The sequence below is a fragment of the Corynebacterium poyangense genome, from assembly GCF_014522205.1.
Taxonomy (GTDB): Bacteria; Actinomycetota; Actinomycetes; order Mycobacteriales; family Mycobacteriaceae; genus Corynebacterium; species Corynebacterium poyangense.
The window spans coordinates 410794-429727 of record NZ_CP046884.1 but is presented as its reverse complement, the minus strand read 5'-3'; the positions used below and the strand labels follow the sequence as shown (position 1 = coordinate 429727).

General features: G+C 53.7%; 20 protein-coding genes. 7 read left to right on the top strand and 13 right to left on the bottom strand.

Annotation, left to right across the window (positions count from 1 at the left end):
* Positions 1-12: 12 nt before the first annotated feature.
* Positions 13-603 carry a hypothetical protein gene (locus GP475_RS02035; protein ID WP_187975004.1) on the bottom strand — a complete coding sequence of 197 codons (591 nt, stop codon included), beginning with the start codon at positions 601-603 and terminating at the stop codon, positions 13-15.
* Between the two features lie 101 nt (positions 604-704).
* On the opposite strand from GP475_RS02035, the gene GP475_RS02030 reads away from it, so the two are divergent.
* A complete protein-coding gene (locus GP475_RS02030) occupies positions 705-2147 on the top strand; it encodes an LssY C-terminal domain-containing protein (protein WP_187975003.1) in 1443 nt (480 codons plus the stop codon).
* Here the strand turns inward: GP475_RS02030 and GP475_RS02025 are convergent.
* Positions 2113-3138 carry an o-succinylbenzoate synthase gene (locus GP475_RS02025; RefSeq protein ID WP_187975002.1) on the bottom strand — a complete coding sequence of 342 codons (1026 nt, stop codon included), beginning with the start codon at positions 3136-3138 and terminating at the stop codon, positions 2113-2115. The genes GP475_RS02030 and GP475_RS02025 overlap by 35 nt on opposite strands.
* A 24-nt stretch (positions 3139-3162) precedes the next feature.
* Here GP475_RS02025 and GP475_RS02020 point away from each other — a divergent pair, with 24 nt between their 5' ends.
* Genes GP475_RS02020 through GP475_RS02005 form a run of 4 tightly spaced genes read left to right on the top strand, consistent with a single transcriptional unit; the run spans position 3163 to position 7149 of the window.
* Positions 3163-4119, top strand: a complete 957-nt coding sequence (locus tag GP475_RS02020) for a 1,4-dihydroxy-2-naphthoyl-CoA synthase (protein ID WP_187975001.1) — start codon at positions 3163-3165, stop codon at positions 4117-4119.
* 32 nt (positions 4120-4151) lie between these two features.
* A complete protein-coding gene (gene menE / locus GP475_RS02015; RefSeq protein WP_187975000.1) occupies positions 4152-5303 on the top strand; it encodes an o-succinylbenzoate--CoA ligase in 1152 nt (383 codons plus the stop codon).
* Between the two features lie 28 nt (positions 5304-5331).
* Entirely contained in the window at positions 5332-6210 is an 879-nt protein-coding gene (locus GP475_RS02010; protein WP_187974999.1) for a 1,4-dihydroxy-2-naphthoate polyprenyltransferase, read from the top strand.
* A gap of 6 nt (positions 6211-6216) precedes the next feature.
* A complete protein-coding gene (locus tag GP475_RS02005; protein ID WP_187974998.1) occupies positions 6217-7149 on the top strand; it encodes an AEC family transporter in 933 nt (310 codons plus the stop codon).
* Positions 7150-7154: 5 nt separating this feature from the next.
* On the opposite strand, the gene GP475_RS02000 is transcribed toward GP475_RS02005, so the two are convergent.
* Positions 7155-7469, bottom strand: a complete 315-nt coding sequence (locus tag GP475_RS02000) for a DUF4229 domain-containing protein (protein WP_187974997.1) — start codon at positions 7467-7469, stop codon at positions 7155-7157.
* 64 nt (positions 7470-7533) lie between these two features.
* On the opposite strand from GP475_RS02000, the gene GP475_RS01995 reads away from it, so the two are divergent.
* A complete protein-coding gene (locus GP475_RS01995; protein WP_187974996.1) occupies positions 7534-7803 on the top strand; it encodes a hypothetical protein in 270 nt (89 codons plus the stop codon).
* Here GP475_RS01995 and GP475_RS01990 read toward each other — a convergent pair.
* The 8 genes from GP475_RS01990 to hemL form a co-directional block, all read right to left on the bottom strand.
* Complete coding sequence (locus GP475_RS01990) at positions 7800-8045, bottom strand: helix-turn-helix domain-containing protein (RefSeq protein WP_187974995.1); 246 nt, start codon at positions 8043-8045, stop codon at positions 7800-7802. The genes GP475_RS01995 and GP475_RS01990 overlap by 4 nt on opposite strands.
* Positions 8046-8059: 14 nt before the next feature.
* The gene (locus GP475_RS01985; protein WP_187974994.1) at positions 8060-9142 is read right to left on the bottom strand and encodes an alkene reductase; all 1083 of its coding nucleotides are present in this window, start codon (positions 9140-9142) and stop codon (positions 8060-8062) included.
* A 91-nt stretch (positions 9143-9233) separates the two neighbouring features.
* Complete coding sequence (gene ccsB, locus GP475_RS01980) at positions 9234-10265, bottom strand: c-type cytochrome biogenesis protein CcsB (protein WP_187974993.1); 1032 nt, start codon at positions 10263-10265, stop codon at positions 9234-9236.
* Positions 10266-10429: 164 nt separating this feature from the next.
* Positions 10430-12061: a cytochrome c biogenesis protein ResB gene (gene resB, locus GP475_RS01975; protein ID WP_187974992.1), complete on the bottom strand. Its 1632-nt coding sequence runs from the start codon at positions 12059-12061 to the stop codon at positions 10430-10432.
* Between the two features lie 69 nt (positions 12062-12130).
* The gene (locus GP475_RS01970; RefSeq protein ID WP_187974991.1) at positions 12131-12916 is read right to left on the bottom strand and encodes a cytochrome c biogenesis CcdA family protein; all 786 of its coding nucleotides are present in this window, start codon (positions 12914-12916) and stop codon (positions 12131-12133) included.
* Positions 12917-13528 carry a TlpA family protein disulfide reductase gene (locus GP475_RS01965; protein ID WP_187974990.1) on the bottom strand — a complete coding sequence of 204 codons (612 nt, stop codon included), beginning with the start codon at positions 13526-13528 and terminating at the stop codon, positions 12917-12919.
* 3 nt (positions 13529-13531) lie between these two features.
* Complete coding sequence (locus GP475_RS01960; RefSeq protein ID WP_187974989.1) at positions 13532-14140, bottom strand: histidine phosphatase family protein; 609 nt, start codon at positions 14138-14140, stop codon at positions 13532-13534.
* A gap of 24 nt (positions 14141-14164) precedes the next feature.
* On the bottom strand, positions 14165-15493 hold the full coding sequence (hemL, locus tag GP475_RS01955; protein WP_187974988.1) for a glutamate-1-semialdehyde 2,1-aminomutase: 1329 nt from the start codon (positions 15491-15493) through the stop codon (positions 14165-14167).
* Positions 15494-15535: 42 nt separating this feature from the next.
* Here hemL and GP475_RS01950 point away from each other — a divergent pair, with 42 nt between their 5' ends.
* On the top strand, positions 15536-16402 hold the full coding sequence (locus GP475_RS01950; RefSeq protein WP_394367401.1) for an NAD(P)-dependent oxidoreductase: 867 nt from the start codon (positions 15536-15538) through the stop codon (positions 16400-16402).
* A gap of 51 nt (positions 16403-16453) precedes the next feature.
* On the opposite strand, the gene GP475_RS01945 is transcribed toward GP475_RS01950, so the two are convergent.
* A complete protein-coding gene (locus tag GP475_RS01945; RefSeq protein ID WP_187974986.1) occupies positions 16454-17860 on the bottom strand; it encodes a protoporphyrinogen oxidase in 1407 nt (468 codons plus the stop codon).
* Positions 17860-18933 carry a uroporphyrinogen decarboxylase gene (gene hemE, locus GP475_RS01940; protein ID WP_187974985.1) on the bottom strand — a complete coding sequence of 358 codons (1074 nt, stop codon included), beginning with the start codon at positions 18931-18933 and terminating at the stop codon, positions 17860-17862. The genes GP475_RS01945 and hemE overlap by 1 nt, the downstream gene beginning before the upstream one ends.
* Position 18934: the final 1 nt, after the last annotated feature.

Here is an 18934-nt window from a genome sequence, read left to right as displayed (position 1 = left end):
CGTATTTCATTCTTATTGAGCAGGTTGACCCGTTGTTTTTCCATTGAGCAGATTATTGAGCCAATTCCGGAACCCCTCACTATCCAGATTCTGAGGGGGAGTAGGCATATCAATACTCGGCAGCTCAAAACTCGGAAGTTCAGTAGGTTTTTCCGTGACAGTCGTGGTCTGCACTGTCGTACTTACCTGGGTGTGCGTAACCGGCTCTGGGGTAGACACAGAGGCTGTTCCTCGACCTAAGAGGAAGAAGATAATGCCAGCAATAACGATGCCGCCTAGAACCATAGCGACAACAGCACCCATGCTCATCCCGCCGGAGGATTGCTGAGTTCTAGCTTCTGGTTGCGGTGGAGTTTCTTGCGCATAGCGCTGATATTGCTGATCATAATTGCCATAGTTTTGGTCGTATCCACCATCATATTCGGTTGGATATTGCTCCTGCGCACTGGGAAAATGCTGCTGCGGACGCGGTTTTTCCTGAGGAACAGCACCGTCATAACGCGTAGCATTATCACCAAAATCCTCATCCCGATACGGTTCCCGAGAGTTATACCCCGGATCTCGCGGAATGTACTGGGTTTCATCGTCGTCGCGCGGATTCATTCTCATCTATTCCTTTCTGCCATTAAGGCTCTAGGATAAAACACCCCAGACGAGCCCCTGTTTCCCACCACAGATCAGGGATGCACGATAACATACGGGTTATGAGCGAGGTGGGACATAAACCCGGAGATCGTGGCACAGAGAGGGTATTTGACCAGCAGATTCGCCCTACTTTGCCGGGCGCAAAAACAGATACACTGTTCTTTGTTCTCGGTGGGATAGCTTCTCTCTGGTTTACTGTTTTATTGCTCACATCTTCTTTTACCTGGGGCTGGATGCTGCTCCTGTTAGTCCCTTTCTGGATTGTCACCGCTTACCTCACCTTGCCGCGGCTACACCGTATATTCACCACAATTTACGTCCCTGATTATTTCTTCGGCCGTTCCCGAACCTCAGAAGGAATGCTTGGTGATCCAGTCAATCTGGCTGCAGAAGGAACAGCAGCGCAGATTCACGCCGCTATGAGCGCCGCCGGTTGGACCTTGGCTGAAGATGTCACCTTCCACACCTCATGGAAAATAGTCATCGCCAGTGTGTTCCGCCGCTCCTACCCTACGGCCCCGGTCAGCCCGCTTTTTCTCTTCGGCCGGAAACAAGACTTAGCTTATCAACAAGAGGTTGAAGGTAACCCAGCTCAACGCCACCATGTCCGGTTTTGGCGGTGCCCGGATGACTGGTTGCTGCCCGGCGGACGCCGAGTAGGGTGGCTAGCCGCCGGCACCTTTGACACCTCGGTGGGACTAAGTTTCTTTACCTTCCAAGTAACTCATCGCATTGACGCAAATATCGACGTCGAGCGAGACCACATAGTGGCCTCGCTCACTGAAACGCACCCGGACCTTCCGGTAGATGTGATTGAAGATTTTTCTACCGGCTATCACCACCGCAACGGTGGCGGAGATCTTATTCACACCGACGGTGATTTACCAGTGCTGTGTTTGAACGAAATCGAAGCCCCACCGGCTAATGACGCCGTTACTCCCTATCAGGTGGTTCGGGCGTCTCGCGGATACCACATCACCGATGGCCCTCATGCCCAGCCTGATCCCGATGCAGCTGATCCCGCCGATACCCTTGTTTCTGGAGCCACAGTAGAACGGCCTCAGGCGATAAAAGTAGCGTTGGGAATGTTGATCTGTTCTCTTGCCGCCCAAACCTTTGCCCTAATCCGAGCTATTGTTGCTGGGCATCCCACTCCTGTTGCGGTTACCGGGACAGCAGATTTTATTGTCCCACCACAATTTATTACCCCGGTCCTTTGGGGGATAGCTGCTGGCATTGCGGTGCTCGCACTGTTGACGGTGCTGACTTATGTGGGTTATCAAGCACCTCGGGTACTTCTGATGTTCGCACTAAGCGCGCTTCTTTTCATCAAGCTCCTCGACGGGACCATGCCAAACCCGGGGGAAATCACTATTCATTTACTTATCACTGGAGTTAATCTCATTGCTCTTTTGACTTTATCCTCGGATTCGGTGCGGACCTGGTCACGTCGAGGCCGACCTACGTTCAAAGATCTCGCGGAATTGATGACATCTCATTAAGCCGAGCATAAGCAGCGCTTATTCGCTGAATCCAATGCTCTCGCTGAGTTGGTGTTCCGCGAAACTCGGCTAAACGTTCTGGCTCCGGGGTTTGGCGAATCACCGGCACGTAGCCGTCGGACAATTCCAACGGTGGGACAATGTCTTCCAAGAAAAGCTCCTGAGTAGCTAAACCAGCAGCTGGATACCGCCCTTCCTGAAGAACCGGCTGGTTAGCTGCGGCTAGTAGTCCCGGATAGAGTCCCACCCCCGTATCCAGTGCACTCGCCACCGTGACGTGCATCTGATGAGCGTGGAGGTGTTGCGCAATGTGGAGCATCCGTCGCACCCCACCCAGAGGTGGAACTTTAAGCACCGCCACGTCAGCAGCTTTCGACTGGGCTATCCCATAAGGATCATCACTACGCCTAATAGATTCATCAGCGGCTACTCGAGTGGAAATCCCACGGGAACGTAGCTCTTCTCGTAACTGGACTAACTCCGAAACCGAATAACAAGGTTGTTCCAGGTAATCCAATTCTCCAAGGTTTTCAGCGGCAGCCACTGCTTCTGCGACACTCCAACCTCGGTTGGCATCGACCCTGATGATTGCCCCGGGAACTTCCCGTCGTACCTCTGCTACCCGGGCACAATCATCAGCTAAAGTTTGCCCGTGCTCTGCTACTTTCACTTTAAAAGTGCGGCACCCCGGATATCGTGCCACTAGATCGGGAACCAGCTCCGGGGCTACCGCGGGAATAGTGGCGTTGACCTCAACCCACTGCCGTTGAGGGGCAGGCAATTCACAAAAAGCAGACTCTAGCGCGCTGGCTAACCAGGCGGAGGTTTCTGGGGGCTGGTATTCCGCAAAGGGAGCAAATTCTCCCCACCCGCAGGGTCCCTCAATGAGTGCGGCCTCCCGTACCTTGATTCCGCGGAATTGGACCCGCAGCGGTAAGGCCACCACATGGAGCCGGTCAATTATCTCATCGAGCCGAGGCAGATCAGTCATGCTTTCCACCGTAGACTGGCCTTCATGACGCATAGCACTAGCCAACCGTTTAATCCGGAGTTATGGACTCCCGTTCCTGGTTTTGAGGATCTCACAGACATCACGTTCCATCGCCATCGCGGCGACGGCCGCGCTCATGGGATTATGCGGATCGCCTTTGACCGGCCGGAGGTCCGTAATGCTTTCCGCCCGCACACTGTCGATGAGTTGTATCGGGCCCTTGATTATGCCCGACGTTCCCCTGACGTGGGGGTCATCTTGTTGACCGGGAATGGCCCTAGTGAAAAAGATGGTGGCTGGGCGTTTTGTTCTGGTGGTGATCAACGAATTCGAGGACGCTCTGGGTATCAGTACGCTCGGAGTCACCAGCATGATGACGCAGTTGCTGGGGCCGAGGGAGTAGATGAAGCTCGGACTAAAGCCGAAGGGGGACGGCTTCATATCCTCGAAGTCCAACGCCTGATCAGAACCATGCCCAAGGTGGTGATTGCCGTGGTTAATGGGTGGGCTGCCGGTGGAGGCCATTCCCTCCACGTGGTTTGCGATTTGACTATTGCGTCGCGCCAAGAGGCCCGGTTCAAACAAACCGATGCGGATGTGGGATCTTTCGATGCCGGTTATGGTTCTGCTTATTTAGCCAAAATGGTAGGGCAGAAATTTGCTCGCGAAATTTTCTTTCTTGGCCGTAGCTATGATGCCGAGACGATGCATCGGATGGGAGCCGTCAATATTGTGGCCGACCATGCTGACTTAGAAGACGAGGCAATAGCAGTAGCTCGCGAAATCAACGGCAAATCCCCTACCGCTCAAAGAATGTTGAAATTCGCGTTTAACCTGGTTGATGATGGGTTGATGGGGCAACAAGTCTTTGCCGGGGAAGCTACTCGCTTGGCTTATATGACCGATGAAGCCTTAGAGGGCCGCGATTCTTTCTTAGAAAAGCGAGAACCCCGCTGGGAGGAATTCCCCTTCTATTACTAGATCAGATTCAGCGGTGTCTTAGGATAAAGCCCGTGACTCGTCTGCTCGAACCTTTATATATCAATCCCCACTGTCCAGAAGCTGTCCTTGATGATTTAGAGCAGGCCATCGCCGGGCAACGCACACTCTTGCCATTACCCGGCGGCCACGAGCATCATGACCGCAGCCGGGCCATGTTACTCCGGAATAGCCAACGCGTAGGTAAGCAGATTGACTCCGATATTGCTCTAGTCGTAGCCACCTCCGGTTCTACGGGCACTCCCAAAGGCGCTTTGCTAAGCCCCAGCAATCTTGTATCGTCCGCCGACGCTACCCACCGAGTCCTCGGTGGAGAAGGCAATTGGCTTTTAGCCATGCCTGCCCATCACATCGCCGGGATTCAAGTCCTGATTCGCAGTCTCATTGCCGGCGTTCAGCCGCTCTGCCTCGATCTTTCTCAAGGGTTCGATATTCCAGAGTTTCTGCGCAGCGCCCAAGAACTGTGTGACTCCACCCCCGGGGAACGGCGCTACACCGCCTTGACCCCGATGCAGTTACTCAAAGCTCTCGATAGTCTTTCCGGGATTGAAGCACTCCGGCTTTTTGATCACATCCTTATTGGAGGAGCAGAGTTAAGGACCGACGTGCGTCGCAGCGCTCACAATCTCGGGATTAACCTCATCAGCACCTATGGTTCCTCGGAAACCTCGGGTGGCTGCGTCTATGACGGGCATCCCCTTCCTGGCGCACGATTAAAAGTAGAGGCAGGCAGAATTTTCTTGGGTGGACCGATGGTTGCCCACGGCTACCGAAATCACCCCCATCACGAAGCTTTTGCCCAGCCTGGCTGGTTTGCCACGTCCGACGGAGGAGTCATTGATTCTTCCGGTACTCTTCACGTTCACGGTCGCTTAGATGCCGTCATTGATTCTGGGGGATTAAAACTGCACCCCGAGGTAGTAGAAAGACAGATTCTGGAACACCCTAAGGTGTCTGCCGCATGCATAGTAGGAGTTCCGGATCCTCGTTTAGGACAAAGAATCGTCGGCGCTTACCAAGGTGAAGCCACCCCCGATGAAGTCTACGAACACCTCTGTGAACTTCCTCGCTGGCAAATTCCCAAGGAGCTACGAAGAGTCACTCAGCTCCCATTGACTGGACCAGGGAAAATTGATCGACAAGCAGTAGCAGGTTTCTTTTGCTAAACCTCAACCAAGGAGCACAATAGTGTCCATGACTTTTTCCCACTGGTTAGCCGGAGCTAGGCCTCGCACCTGGCTCAATGCCTTCGCCCCTGTTATTGCCGGAAGCGCAGCCGCTGGGTGGACAGGAGGATTTTCTTGGTGGCGCGCCATCTTGGCGCTCATTGTGGCCTGGGCTCTAGTGGCAGGAGTTAACTTCGCCAATGACTACTCTGATGGGATCCGAGGCACCGATACCGACCGTTCCGGACCACTAAGACTCACTGCGTGTGGGGCAGTTCCTCCCGCGACAGTGAAACGAGCAGCCTTTGGGTGCTTCCTCGTAGCCGCTGCAGCCGGCATCACACTGAGCTTGGTGAGCTCACCCTGGCTTATCCTCCTTGGGGCAGCTTGTATTTTCGGGGCATGGTTTTATACCGGAGGTAAACATCCCTATGGTTATCACGGATTAGGAGAAGTAGCTGTTTTCCTCTTCTTTGGATTAGTTGCTGTATTAGGAACTCAATTTACTCAGGCACACCAAGTGTCATTAGCTGGATTATTTTTAGCAATCGGTGTGGGAAGCATTTCTTCAGCCGTTAACTTAGCTAATAATTTGCGAGATATTCCCACTGATTCTCAATCTGGGAAAACTACGCTTGCTGTTATTCTAGGAGATCAACGCACCAGAAAAGTCCTAGCTATCTTGGTATTTCTGCCGCTCCTCATGTCCGTATTTCTTTGCGTTTCTACGACGTGGTGGACTTTATTGGGAGTAGTTTATTTACCCTTCGCAATTCAAGCCTTAGCACCGGTGCGCCACGGAAAAACAGGGAAAGATCTCATTCCCCTTATTGGAACCGTCGGAAGAGCCATGCTGATATGGTCTTTAGCTAATTCTCTTGGGTTATATTTAGGCATGTTAAACTAACCTTCTATGTCAGGAGTTCTCACTGGTTTTGCGATTATTGGGGCAGTGATTTTCTCCGGTTATCTACTAGCTAGAAAAAACATCATTGGCCCCGGCGACGCTCGATTAATGCTTAATCGGGTTGCCTTTTATGCCGCCACCCCGGCACTGCTCTTCTCTGTTGTCTCCCAATCCAACCCAGAAGAGTTGTTCTCCCCGGTTATCGGAGTCAGTTTCCTCGCCACCTTCCTCAGCGGAGGACTGTTCTGGGTGCTTTCTCGACTCTTCTTCCCTACCGATCTAGCCACCACCGCAATGGGCGCAGGAGCCGCCAGCTACGTCAACTCCAATAACATCGGCCTACCAGTCAGCATCTTCGTTATCGGAACCGGCGCCTATGTCGCCCCCATCTTGGTCATCCAACTGATATTTTTCACCCCACTCATGTTAGCGGCCCTCACCCTCGCCGGTTCCGCTCATGGTTCTTTCCGAACAGTCCTCAGCTCCATAAAATCCGCCATCCTCACCCCCATCGTCCTGGCCTCTCTCCTCGGCGTGTTGTTCTGCCTGATGCATTGGCAACTGCCTGAAGTCATCCTACGCCCCTGCGAAATCCTCGGCGGTGCCTCCATCCCGCTGATTCTCATCAGCTTTGGCGCTTCCCTCGTCAATTCCACGGTCCTCGATCACGCCGAATATCGCCCAGCAATCTTCTGCGCCACCGTCGTGAAACTTCTCATCATGCCAACCATCGCCGGCATCCTCGCCTGGGCCGTCGGACTAACCGGCATAGAGTTCTATGCTGCCGTGGTATTAGCCGCACTACCTACTGCTCAAAATGTGTATAACTATGCCGCTACCTATCAAAAAGGAATAATCGTAGCGCGAGACACGGTCTTTTTAACTACTTTCTTAGCGCTGCCAGTCATGCTTCTCATCGCCTGGCTCTATGGCCCCTAGACGCCCTACCGCTGCGAAAGTTCGCGTCGCACCCATTCTTTTTGGTCTTTTCTTTGTTGCTTCCACTGAGCAAGAGTGGCCGTAGCATCCATCCGCATCCTCGGAAAGAGCAACATAGACAGGGGGAAAGCCACAATCAAAGCTAGCAAGGCAGACATCACCAAAGGCAATGGTGCGCTAATGAGGTAGGCCACCACTTGAATAATGGCGGTGAGCACAATAAAGAGCAGAAGTCGAGCCAAACCATAAAGCACAATGGCGCGGGTGGCTTTGCGACGTAACTGCGGATCTGGATCAGCCGGGGGTTGTTGTGTAGTCACGGGACTGAGCCTAACCCACGACTAGGAGTGATGAGTACTCTAGGTATCCAGAAGGAGGATTTTTGTGGGAAGGTTATTGATTCTATTACTCATCATCGTCGCTGCGGTGTTGTTATGGAAAGCATTTGGCCCTGGGACCTGGAAGCGCACTGCTGCCACTCCCCCGGTACACCGCATCAAAGGTCCGGATGATGATCCGGAGTTTCTGTGGAAACTGGAAAAAGAGCAGTTCAAGCGACGTCGAGCTGAGGAACATCGGAAGCAACAGGAGGCGGAACAATCACCTCCTCCGCCTGATTCAGAGAGACCAGGTAAGACAGAGGACGAGCACTAATTCTCCTCTAGTCTCAGAGTGAGCCCCAACGCTTTGCAAACTGCTGCTATTTTTTCCCAACGTACACCCGATCCCCCGTGCTCAATGGTGTGCAAGGTGGAACGAGAAACTCCAGCATCTGCGGCGACATCATTTTGTAACCGCCCCTGGCTTCGACGACACTCCGCTATTTGCTCTCCCAGAGCCAAAAGCTCTGGGATATTGCCAGCGGGCTTGCCTAATTTCCGGCGAGGGCCAGACATGATTCACTCTCCTTTTAGATCCGGGGATAATCGATATATCCTCGTGGTCCACCGATGTAAAAAGTGGAAGTGTCAGGTTCAGTTATAGTCCTTTTATTTTGCCATCGCTGAACCAAATCCGGATTGGCTATCACATATCTCCCCACCGAAACCGCATCACAGACCTGGGTAGACACCAAATTTTCCGCGCTTTCCCTGGTACTCGGGTTATTGAAACCAGTATTCACTATCAGTGGGGCGCCGGATTCACGTCGGATATTTTGCACTAAATCCGAGTCCGGATCATGGTGAAGCACCTCAATATGACTGAGCGGGAGGTCGGAAATCTCCGCAGCGAAGTACGTATATGTCTGGGCGGTTAACTCAGGATCCTCTTCCAAGGCGCCCTGCATATTGTGTTCCGGAGAGAGCCGGATAGCGGTGTGTTCCGCCCCAATGGCATGAGCCACTGCCCTGACGAGCTCGACGCCAAACCGAGCCCGATTCTCTGGACTGCCGCCATAAACATCACTGCGCTCATTGGTGCTGGGGCTAAAAAACTGGTGCACTAGGTAGCCATTGGCCCCGTGAATCTGCACGCCGTCCATTCCAGCCTCCATAGCATTGCGCGCGCCCAGGGCAAACTGGCTGATGATCTCTGGAATTTCTGAGCTAGTCAGCGCTTGTGGAACGGGATAGCTAGCCTTGGAACCATCGGGTAATCGGATCATCCCTGGGGCGGCATAGGCGCTAGGGGCCACAATGCGCCCACTTCCGCTTAGCTGGGGGTGAGAAATCCGACCTCCGTGCATAATCTGCATGAAGATTTTGCCGCCTTCAGCATGAACGGCATCGCTAACGGCCCGCCATCCCGCTATGTGCTGTTCTGTTGCAATACCGGGTTGAGTGGACCAGGTTCGACCTTCTTGAACCGGCCAGGTTCCTTCGCTGATAATCAGCCCGCACCCGGCGCGCTGCCGATAATATTGAGCCATGAGGCTATTGGGGGTGCCATCGGGATCCGCCCGAAGCCGCGTCAGCGGAGCCATGACTACCCGATTGGCTAATTCTAGATTTCCGAGTTTGAAGGGCTGATATAGCGCTGATTCCTGGGACATAGGTTAAGGCCTCCTTGCGGCTACGCTACCTCAAGTAACGGACTGCCGCAGGAGACCCGAGCACACCAGCCTCAATGCATCGCTGGTGGGGTTAGTTCAGTCCGGCGTAGGAATGAAGCCCGGAAACCACCATGTTGATGAAAAAGAGGTTAAAGATCATAAAACCAAGGGCTAGTACGTTGATCCACGCCACCCAGTATTTACGCCAGCCAACTAAAGCGCGGGCGTGGAGATAAGCGGCGTAGAGGATCCAGGTGATGAGAGCGACGGTTTCTTTAGGATCCCAACCCCAATAGCGGCCCCAAGCCTGTTCCGCCCAGATTGCGCCGAGGATAATGCCTAGCCCAAAAAGGGGGAGAGCGAAAATTGCGGTGCGGTAAGCCAGGAAGTCGAGAGTTTTAGCGCTGGGCAATGGTTTGGCGATACCACCCATAAAGCCGTGCTCTTTGCCGTAGGGCTGCCAGATCCTCAGCAGATATAGGAGCGACGCAAGACCGGAGAAGATTCCGATGGAAGCGCCGATAGATACTGTGGAAACGTGGATGGGATACCAAAAAGATTTTAAGGCGGGGACGACCGGACCCGCGTCCGCATAGAGTTTAGTTCCGCCGAAGAAAAGCAAGCCCAAGATCGGGGTGAGAAGCCACGACCAGATCACTCGCCATTCTTGCCGCTGCACCAAAATAGCTGCCGCACCTAGCATCGCAAATGCGGTGATAACTAAGACGTATTCATAGAGGTTGCCGAAGGGGAACCGGGAAACAGACAGGCCGCGAAGAACCACCGCAACGATGTGGAGGATAATTCCTAACCACACTAGGTTCTGAAGCGCTCCGCCGAGTTTTTCCGCCCGCGCCTCTTGGGCTGCTAGATCTGGAGCATCATGGAAACTCTCTTTTGCCTCATCAATGCGAGAAGAAGTGGTATCGCTGCCGCTGCCTCCCGCGGTGACCAGCAAAGCTTCACGAACTTGCTGGGGTTGACCATTTTCCCGTCGGGCATCAATGATCCCGCGAATCCGGCCATAATAAAACAACGAGATTATCAGCGCTACGAGGTACACCACAAAGGTGGAAACAAAAGAGAAATCAGACGCCGTTGACAAGGATTGGTTCACGGGCATAGCGGGGACTCACCTTCATCAGGAGACTCAGATGGAAATGGGGCTCCTCGGCAGAAGAGGGGCACGCATGTGGCAAGATTACTCCCTCTTTAAGGAGGAAACAAAGCAAACTTTCCATCTTTTGATTGACTCCCCTCTGTTGGGGCTCGATGCTACACCCCGCGCTATCCCCCACGAGTATGAGCATCTGCCAAAGAAATCTCATCATCATAGGTTTCCTCCGGCAACTCCAGCAGCTCGCGGGCGAAATCATCGAATTCTTCGCCCCAGCCGGCGCTGTCAGTTCTCGCCAACCCGGCGACTTGCACCTGGACCTTGCCTTCCGCAAGGGGCTCACAGCGCACCCAGATCCGTCGCCGCTTCACCAGGAGGGATCCTACTAGCGCCGCTAAACCAACCACCGTCGAGATCAACACCCACACCTGAGTGGGATCATGGCTGACCTGGATATTGGCATATTCTTTGGCCCCATCAAAGCGCACCACGGTACCGTCATCGAGGGTGACTTCCTGCCCAGCGGTGAGATTAACGCGATCAATGCGCTGGAGCTGTCCGGTGTGAATGAGACTCTGATCGAGACTAAAAAGCTCCTGGCCACGCCCGGTATCTAAGCCATTATCACCGCGATAGATATCGATTGCTACGGCGGGATCTTTCATCTGCGGAAAAGCCGAACTAAGCAGTTGCCCCTTTTCTCCACCCCACTGCGCTGTCGGAGCAAATAACCCCTGGATAGCAATTTGATTTTTCCGACGCTCCGCTAAATTGGGATACATCCCCGCCGGAGGATCAAAGCGCACCGCTCCACTAGACAGGAAGAACGTCGGATCATCCGGCCTAAATTGAGTAGTTTGGGTACGTTTTTCACCATTTGGCCAGGTAATAGTAAACGTCGGAGCAAAACCATGCCCTTGGAGATAAACCCGATCCCCAGCAATCCGCAAGGGATGATTCACCCGCAACAAATGAGTGGCCCAGGTACTGGGGTCTTGGTAAATCTGATCCCCCGAAGCATAAGAAATATTAGAGCTAAACATTTCTGCCTGGCCATTAGGAAGATAGTCCGCAGTAAAGTCATGGACTGCGACGCAAAATGGTGCCAACCCCGTACCGTCGAATAACGCCCCGCCGCGGAAAGAATCATAATTTGCGGTAGAAGTATTACAAAAGGTGGATCCTTCCCCGTCTTCGTCGGCAATGACAATGACTTGCCCCTCATAGGTCAGGAGTTTTCCAGCGCTGGCGGTCAGCAAAATAGCTACCAGAGCCAGGTGAAACACCAGATTAAAAAACTCCCGAATATAACCGTTTTCGGCACTAAAGGAGTGTTTCCCGGCACGATCTTCTGAGGGCTGATACTCCGCGAGATGCCACCGCTTGAGCCGACGTCTAATAAAAGCGCTGATGTCTTCTTCGCTTTTTTCCACCACGCCCTCTTGAAAATGCGGCATCCGTTCTAGGCGCTTCGGGGCGCGAACAGGCGGAGTTCTGAGCGCTTTATAGTGCACCCAACTGCGGGGAATGATGCAGCCGACGAGGGAAATCACCAATAGAATTCCAATGGCGTTAAACCATGGAGAGGAAAAGACATCAAAGAACCGGAGCTTGTCATAGATCTCAGCGATGGTCCCGTTATTGGCAATATATTCTTCGACCCGTTGCTCATTAAGGTTTCGCTGTGGCAATAATGCCCCGGGGATTGCCCCTACAGCAGCGACAAAGAGTAATGCCAGCGCCGTACGCATACTCGTCAACCAATTCCAGGCACGTTTTAGCCATATGGTGATGAGTTGCATACCGTGAATCTCCTCAACGTCTGTGGAATTTCCCTAGGCCGGCAGCGTGGCGACTAGTGTTCTTGATGTCTAAATCAGCGTAGCGCCGTAATTCAGGGTCCATTGCCGTACCCAGCTAATAAAATACTCCCATACCCCACTGAGGAGTAATACTCCCACGATAATCATGGCCACGCCGCCAATAATTCGGAAAACATAAGAGTGACGACGTAACCAATCCCATCCACGCATAGCGGTGCCACCACCGACGGCGATAAGCAGGAAAGGAATACCTAATCCTAGGCAGTATCCGATAATCAGGAATACTCCGCGCACCGCGGTCATCCCTTCCGTTCCCACAGCAACGGAGATGATGGCAGCTAGTGTCGGACCCAGACAGGGAGTCCAGCCGAGAGCAAAAACTGCCCCTAAAAGAGGAGCACCAAACCAGGTGGTCCAGCGCCGAGGACTAAACCTGGTATCTTTTTGTAGCCCGGGGAACCAGCCGATAAAAATCAACCCCATCACGATGGTGATCAGGCCTCCTACCCGCATCAACCAGGCGGCATTCAGACTGAGGACACTCATGAGGCCGAAAATGGTGGCCGTGGCAAGGACGAAGATCACGGTGAAACCGAGGACAAAAAGCAGTGCCGCCGCAACCACCGCCCACAGTCGGCGTCGGGCTACCTGAGGACCATAGCTTCCCGAATAGTCCATTTCGCCGCCAACAATACCCACCAGATAAGACATATAACCTGGGACTAAGGGAATAACGCAGGGGCTAGCAAATGACACTAGGCCCGCCAGGGCTGCAGCTAAAAACCCCAAGAGGAAAGGCCCGGAAGCGACGGTATTGGCGAGGATCTCCCCCATTTAGGATTCCTCCAGGAGGGGGCGCACGACATCAAGGATTTCTTTGTCAGTAATGCTTCGCAAAAACACGGCAGCAGGCCGGTGTTGTTTATCTAAGACAATGGTCGTGGGGATGACTGAGGCAGGGATCCCGCCTAATGAAGCTGCGGCGAGGAAAGGAGGATCATAAATGCTGGGGTAGTTGACGTCATTGTCTTTGATGAAGTCCTGAGCGATTTGCCGGTTATGATCCCGAACATTGATACCGAGCACGGTGCCTTGCCCAGATTTTTCGAGCTCTGTTTGAACGTTCTCTAAATCATCAACCTCCGCCCGGCAGGGAGCACACCACTGCCCCCACGCATTCAACACCACCACTTTGCCGGCATAGTCATCCAAATTGATGGTCTTCCCTGGGTTCACTAAATCATCGCCGCTGACATTCCCCACCGGTTCCCGCTCATCTTCGGAATAGAAAATCTCTGTTTTCCCGCCTGGGCTATGGAATTGGAATTGCCCACCAATAGCTACCGCATCATGCCCAGCGGTGTTCTTATCTGAGCAGGAGCCCAGGGATAACGCCAGAGCGCCTACTACGGCCACACCCACTAGTTTTCGAAAAATCTGTGACATGGGCTAAATCCTCTGGGATGGCTCGGTATAGATCATGTCTATGATCTTGGCATCTCGGAAAACCAGTGAGGTGACCGAGGCCAATTCACACCGGCGAGCTGCCGGGTTATGCGCTAAGGATTTACCCTGCACGCTACGTTGCACACACACAATAGGAAGCTGATGACTCACAATCACTGCTTCATGACCTTCAGCAGCTATTCTTGCCCGTTCTACCGCATCCATCATCCGAGACTCAATAGCACTATAGGCTTCCCCCCAGCTAGGCCGAGTAGGGTTAGTGAGCAAGGGCCAATATCGGGGATGGAAAAGTTGCGACCGCCAGCTTTTTACCCGCAATCCTTCAAAACGATTACCGGCCTCAATGACTCCCTCATCAACCACCACCTCTACGCCACTGAATTCTGAGATGGGAGCAGCTGTTTCTCGGGCGCGCTCCAGCGGGGACGACACCACATAGGTGATGTCGTGTCCGCGGAGGGAAGCAGCCGTCTGATGAGCTTGGCTGATTCCTCGAGAAGACAGGTAATAATCCGGTAACCGGCCGTAGAGAATCCGGTCCGGATTAAACACTTCACCGTGACGAATCAGATGAACGATGGTGGTACTCATGGTGAAAAAGGCGCTCCTTCAATGCTATTTCGAGAAAGCCGGAGTGGCGGCTGCGGCTGCTTGTGCCGCAGGAACCAAAGCCGAGGCAATACGGTCAAAATCGCTATCAGTCAAGGCGCTGCTGACAAACCAGGTTTCAAAAACGCTGGGCGGAGCGAAGACTCCATGGTCAAGGAGAGCGTGGAAGAAAGCCGGGTAGCGGAAGGTATCGGCTGCTTTCATAGCTGCGAAATTGTGGCCTTCTCCCTCAGCGAATCGCACCGAGAACATCGTGGCGGCGCGCTGAATATGATGGGCCACACCGGCCTCAGTCAGGGCCTCGGAGATGAGGGTAGAAATAGTGTCCGCATTCTTGTGTAGGCGTGGGTAGAGATCCTGGTCAGCCAAGGTCAGCGACGTTAAACCGGCCGCCACGGCCACTGGGTTTCCGGAAAGGGTCCCGGCTTGATAAACCGGACCTTCAGGCGCAAGGTAAGCCATAATCTCAGCTCGACCACCAAAAGCTGCGGCAGGTAGCCCTCCACTGACCACTTTGCCGAAAGTCACTAGGTCCGCTGCTACCCCATCAACCCCGTACCAACCAGAGTAGGAAGTGCGGAAGCCGGTCATGACTTCATCCAGAATGAGCAGTGCACCATCAGCGTGGGCAATATTTTTGAGTTCCTGGTTAAAACCATCCTGTGGTTTTACTGTCCCCATGTTTCCAGCCGCTGCTTCGGCGATAATCGCGGCAATCTCACCAGGGTGTTCCTGGAATGCTTGACGAACTGCATCAAGGTCATTGTAAGGAACAACGATGGTGTCTGCGGCGGAAGCTCCGGTGACTCCTGGAGAATCCGGTAATGCGAAAGTTGCCACCCCAGATCCAGCACTAGCAAGAAGCGCATCCACATGTCCGTGGTAACAGCCATCAAATTTCAGGATTTTGGATCTGCCGGTGTATCCGCGAGCTAGACGCACCGCCGACATGGTGGCTTCTGTTCCGGAATTGACTAGACGTACCTGCTCTACCGCAGTGCGTTCGATGATGGCGCGGGCAAGTTCCACTTCACCCCAGGTAGGGGCACCAAAGGACAAACCTTTGCCAGCTGCCTCACGGACGGCTGCCACAATGTCCGGGTGGGCGTTGCCGTGAATCATTGGCCCCCACGAACACACCAAATCCACGTAGTCATTGCCATCAACATCAGTGAGGGTAGAGCCAGAGGCAGAGTGGATGAATCGGGTTTGGCCCCCTACCGAACCAAAAGCTCGAACCGGAGAATTAACACCCCCAGGAATCACAGAGCGGGCGTGATGAAAATATTCGGTGGAACGGCCAGTATGCGCGGATGTGAGGTCGCCTGAAGTCATGGAGCCATTGTAAATGATCAACTTCTGCTCACCTCATCCCGGATGTCTCGGAGTTGTGGCACAGTAGGGTCCATGAAAATCGCTTTTCTTGGAACCGGCCGGATGGGAACTGAGCTCGCCCGGCACCTTCTTCCCAACCATGAAGTCACCGTGTGGAACCGCACCCCGTCACGCACCCGCACGCTCACCGATCTAGGGGCTCAAGCAGCGGACTCTCCCCAAGCCGCCGTCGCCGAAGCTACTATCATCATCTCTTCACTTTTTGGCCCCGATACAGTCCGTGACGTCATTATTTCTCCCCAGCTCATTCCCGCCGGAGTCACCTGGGTCGACACGACCACCGTTTCTCCCGCTGATGCTGAAGAATTTGCTGCTGCAGTAGATTCCTATGTTCACGCCCCAGTAGTTGGAACCTTAGGCCCAGCCCGCAAAGGAATGCTTGGGGTCTACGTAGGCACCTCCGATCCGGCTCGACGCAACCAAGTGCTGGAGATCGTATCCCCGTGGGCTGATCCTCAACGACTCAAGGGAGTAGATTCTGCAGCTAAGGCCGCGGCCGCTAAGCTCTTAGCGAATCTGGCCTTAGCCATTAGTGCCGAGGGTTTGCGCGAAGCTTTGGACTTAGGCAGCAGTTTTCATCTCACAGACTCTGAGATCTTAACCATGTTGGATTCAACTGGTTTAGCTTTTATCAGCATCATGAAAGCTCCCTTTGTCCTCGGGGAGCGCTCCACCGAAGGCGGGGATTTCAGTACCAATGCCATTGCCAAAGACGCCCGCTTGATGGTGCAAAGCTCCAAGCATGAACTTCCCGCTTTAGAAGCCGCCCTCCGCTCTTTATCTGAGCAACAAAAGGCAGGCCGCGGCGAAGATGATTTTTCTGCCATGATCTGTCACCGGCGAGGCTAACCACCGCACTAGAATCTCCACATCAACCCGGCGCTTAATACGCTCCGGGTTTTAGCCTTGCGCCAAGCGCACCGCTGCGGCCCGGGCGTCAGCTACCACAGCTGGAACTCCTACTCCGGCCATCCACGCCCCAGTTACTTCCAGGTTTTCTACTTCCTGAAGAGCTGTTTTAACCCCAGCAACAGTGGCCAGAATATGTTCATCAAATACCGGGATACCACCGAACCAGCGCTGAACATAGATTTCTGAAAGTCCAGCTTTTCTCCCATCAAAGCCGGTAATTTGCGCTAAATCATCTAAGGCATAGTCCACCAAGTTATCTTCTTCTGCCCGAACAAGGGCTTCATCCCGATAACGGCCAAAGCTGGCTCGAACCACCGCACCGCCGCGTTTCGCTAAGTGAGGCCATTTTCGAGAAGATAAGGTAAAGGCTTTGGCGCGGATTCCTGGTTGATCTGCCGCCACGAGTATTCCGGAATTGTGGGGTAAGCCTCTATCACTATCAAATTTCATTCCCACTACGACGGACCCAGCTAATTTGATGGTGTTGATCAGGTGGGCTGCCTCAGGAGCAATGCTGCCTAATAATAACGCTGCAGTAGGAGCCGGGGTAGCGATGACCACTCGATCATAACTTCCTTCGCCGGCCCCGATGAGTTGATATTTTCCTTCGCTTCTGCGTAGCCCGGTGAGGAACGCATCCACATAGATCGCTGCTCGGCTTTTTTCCGCCAAGGTTTCATAGACGTCGGCGTAGCCACCGGGGAAAGCAGCAAAAACACTTCCTTGGCCGGTTCCGGCTTGTTGGGCGCTTCCTGCCGCTTGAGCTCGACGCTCCAAGAGCCGAGATATCGCCGTGGATAAAAATATCGGCTCGTCTGCGTCGCACATGTCGTCAAAGATCTCAGCTAGCTGCGGAATCGTGGCACGGATCCCTAAATCATCTGCTGAGCAGGAATACACTCCGCCGAGGAGAGCTGATACTAAACGATCAACCACGTCATCGCCATAGCGCTGGCGGACTAACCGCCCCACAGACATGTCTTGCCCCCGGCGCCACATAATTGGGCTGCCCTCAGTTTCGTGGTCAATCCGATGTGCACTTTCGGCGCTGATCAGATCCCGGATAGGCTCAGATGTCGCCGGAATTCCCATCATTCCGGCATGAGGTAGGGGTTGAAGGGTTCCTTGGCTGTAGACCGAGGATGGTAATCCAGAAGGTGTGACGGTAGTTAACCCAAGCTCTTCGCTAAAAAACTGGTAGGCGGAGGTGTTGCGTGCCAAAAAGGCTTCTGCCCCAAGATCTACCGGCCCGGAGTTAAAGGGCACGGTCAAGAGCTTGCCACCAATGCGTTCGGTTGCTTCAAAAACGTCAATGGTGGCTGAGGGGTCTTGACAGCGCAGTTCATAGGCTGCAGTCAATCCCGCCAGGCCAGCACCAATGATGGCGTAACGCATTAGTGAAAGACTCCTTCGGAATGAATAATCTCTACCGCTTCGGTGATAGCTTCGGGCGCGGTATTCGGTAAAACTCCATGCCCCAGATTGAAAATGTGTCCGCACGCAGTGTGCTCAGCTTGGGCGCGTCGAGCTTCCTCACAAATTCGGGCTATTTCTTGGCGCATTACTTGCGTACCTGCCTGGAGTATGGCTGGGTCGAGGTTTCCTTGGAGTACTTTCGGCCCGCTAGCCTCAGTGATCCGACGCGCAGCTTGGTCTAAGGGGACTCGCCAGTCAACGCCCATGACCTCAGCGCCAGCTTCGGACATCGCACCCAAAATTTCGCTTGTGCCGACGCCAAAATGGATACGGGGGATGTTACTTGAGCGAAGTTCATCAAAAATCTGGCGCGAATAAGGCAGCACAAATTCTCGGTAGTCCCGTTCACTCAGGAATCCAGCCCAGGAATCAAAAAGCTGTACCGCGTCTACTCCAGCATCAATCTGTGTCCACAAAAAAGCGCAGATGCTGGGGACTAGTCTTTCCATCAGCTGATGCCATAACTCCGGCTCGGCATGCATTAATGCCTTGGTGCGTTCGTGGTTTTTGCTGGGACCACCTTCGACGAGGTAACTGGCAAGAGTAAAAGGTGCCCCGGCGAACCCGATAAGCGCCTGATCTGAGCGTAGCTCCTGCAGGATGCGGGTGATACCTTCACTAATTTCAATAACTTCTGAGTCAAGCTGCGCTAGGGAGACAATATCTTCTTTGGTACGTACCGGAGATTCCATGACCGGGCCACGGCCGGGCACAATATCGACCCCGATTCCTGCAGCTTTGAGTGGTACCACGATATCTGAGAAGAGGATCGCTGCATCGACGTTGTGACGTCGGACCGGTTGGAGCGTGATCTCAGAAAGCAGGTCCGGGCGGAAACAAGAATCCAACATGCTAATCCCCTCCCTAATTGTGCGGTATTCGGGAAGAGAACGACCAGCTTGGCGCATAAACCATACTGGCATTCGGCTGGGGGTTTCGCCACGAGCAGCATCGATAATAGGGGCATCTTGGAGCCTTCTGCGGGCAGTCATG

What these genes read in the sequence shown, in the direction of transcription:
- GP475_RS02035 (WP_187975004.1), bottom strand. Translation starts at nt 603, where the DNA reads ATGAATCCGCGCGACGACGATGAAACCCAGTACATTCCGCGAGATCCG.
- GP475_RS02030 (WP_187975003.1), top strand. Translation starts at nt 705, where the DNA reads ATGAGCGAGGTGGGACATAAACCCGGAGATCGTGGCACAGAGAGGGTA.
- GP475_RS02025 (WP_187975002.1), bottom strand. Translation starts at nt 3,138, where the DNA reads ATGACTGATCTGCCTCGGCTCGATGAGATAATTGACCGGCTCCATGTG.
- GP475_RS02020 (WP_187975001.1), top strand. Translation starts at nt 3,163, where the DNA reads ATGACGCATAGCACTAGCCAACCGTTTAATCCGGAGTTATGGACTCCC.
- GP475_RS02010 (WP_187974999.1), top strand. Translation starts at nt 5,332, where the DNA reads ATGACTTTTTCCCACTGGTTAGCCGGAGCTAGGCCTCGCACCTGGCTC.
- GP475_RS02005 (WP_187974998.1), top strand. Translation starts at nt 6,217, where the DNA reads ATGTCAGGAGTTCTCACTGGTTTTGCGATTATTGGGGCAGTGATTTTC.
- GP475_RS01990 (WP_187974995.1), bottom strand. Translation starts at nt 8,045, where the DNA reads ATGTCTGGCCCTCGCCGGAAATTAGGCAAGCCCGCTGGCAATATCCCA.
- GP475_RS01985 (WP_187974994.1), bottom strand. Translation starts at nt 9,142, where the DNA reads ATGTCCCAGGAATCAGCGCTATATCAGCCCTTCAAACTCGGAAATCTA.
- ccsB (WP_187974993.1), bottom strand. Translation starts at nt 10,265, where the DNA reads ATGCCCGTGAACCAATCCTTGTCAACGGCGTCTGATTTCTCTTTTGTT.
- resB (WP_187974992.1), bottom strand. Translation starts at nt 12,061, where the DNA reads ATGCAACTCATCACCATATGGCTAAAACGTGCCTGGAATTGGTTGACG.
- GP475_RS01970 (WP_187974991.1), bottom strand. Translation starts at nt 12,916, where the DNA reads ATGGGGGAGATCCTCGCCAATACCGTCGCTTCCGGGCCTTTCCTCTTG.
- GP475_RS01965 (WP_187974990.1), bottom strand. Translation starts at nt 13,528, where the DNA reads ATGTCACAGATTTTTCGAAAACTAGTGGGTGTGGCCGTAGTAGGCGCT.
- GP475_RS01960 (WP_187974989.1), bottom strand. Translation starts at nt 14,140, where the DNA reads ATGAGTACCACCATCGTTCATCTGATTCGTCACGGTGAAGTGTTTAAT.
- hemL (WP_187974988.1), bottom strand. Translation starts at nt 15,493, where the DNA reads ATGACTTCAGGCGACCTCACATCCGCGCATACTGGCCGTTCCACCGAA.
- GP475_RS01950 (WP_394367401.1), top strand. Translation starts at nt 15,536, where the DNA reads ATGTCTCGGAGTTGTGGCACAGTAGGGTCCATGAAAATCGCTTTTCTT.
- GP475_RS01945 (WP_187974986.1), bottom strand. Translation starts at nt 17,860, where the DNA reads ATGCGTTACGCCATCATTGGTGCTGGCCTGGCGGGATTGACTGCAGCC.
- hemE (WP_187974985.1), bottom strand. Translation starts at nt 18,933, where the DNA reads ATGACTGCCCGCAGAAGGCTCCAAGATGCCCCTATTATCGATGCTGCT.